This window comes from Nocardia cyriacigeorgica (assembly GCF_010858045.1).
Lineage (GTDB): Bacteria > Actinomycetota > Actinomycetes > Mycobacteriales > Mycobacteriaceae > Nocardia > Nocardia cyriacigeorgica_E.
Map to the genome: position 1 here is coordinate 1 of NZ_JAAGVC010000423.1, position 273 is coordinate 273.

The window sequence follows — 273 nt, forward strand, 5'->3', positions numbered from 1 at the left end:
GGACTATTGAGTGCGGTGGCTCCGCGAGCACGGAGTTCCGCCCGACATTCGGCGACAGTCAGGAGATCGCGTGAGCAAGAAGAAGTCCTCATCGGCCACGGGCACGGTCACCACTTTCGGTCATGGCACCGCCCGCGCCACCCCCGACCTGATGCGCGTCACCATCACGGTGGAGAGCCGCCAGCGCCGGATGCTCCTCCACGGTCACCGACTCGCATTGCCGTTCGGCGGGGTCGAGGTGGCGGTCGAGCACGATGTCCTCACACCATTCGG

The 273-nt window shown here is 66.3% G+C and carries 1 pseudogene; it reads left to right on the plus strand.

Annotation, left to right across the window (positions count from 1 at the left end):
• Positions 1-70 precede the first annotated feature (70 nt).
• Positions 71-273 (plus strand): annotated as a pseudogene (locus GV790_RS31565) (SIMPL domain-containing protein); the annotation flags it as partial.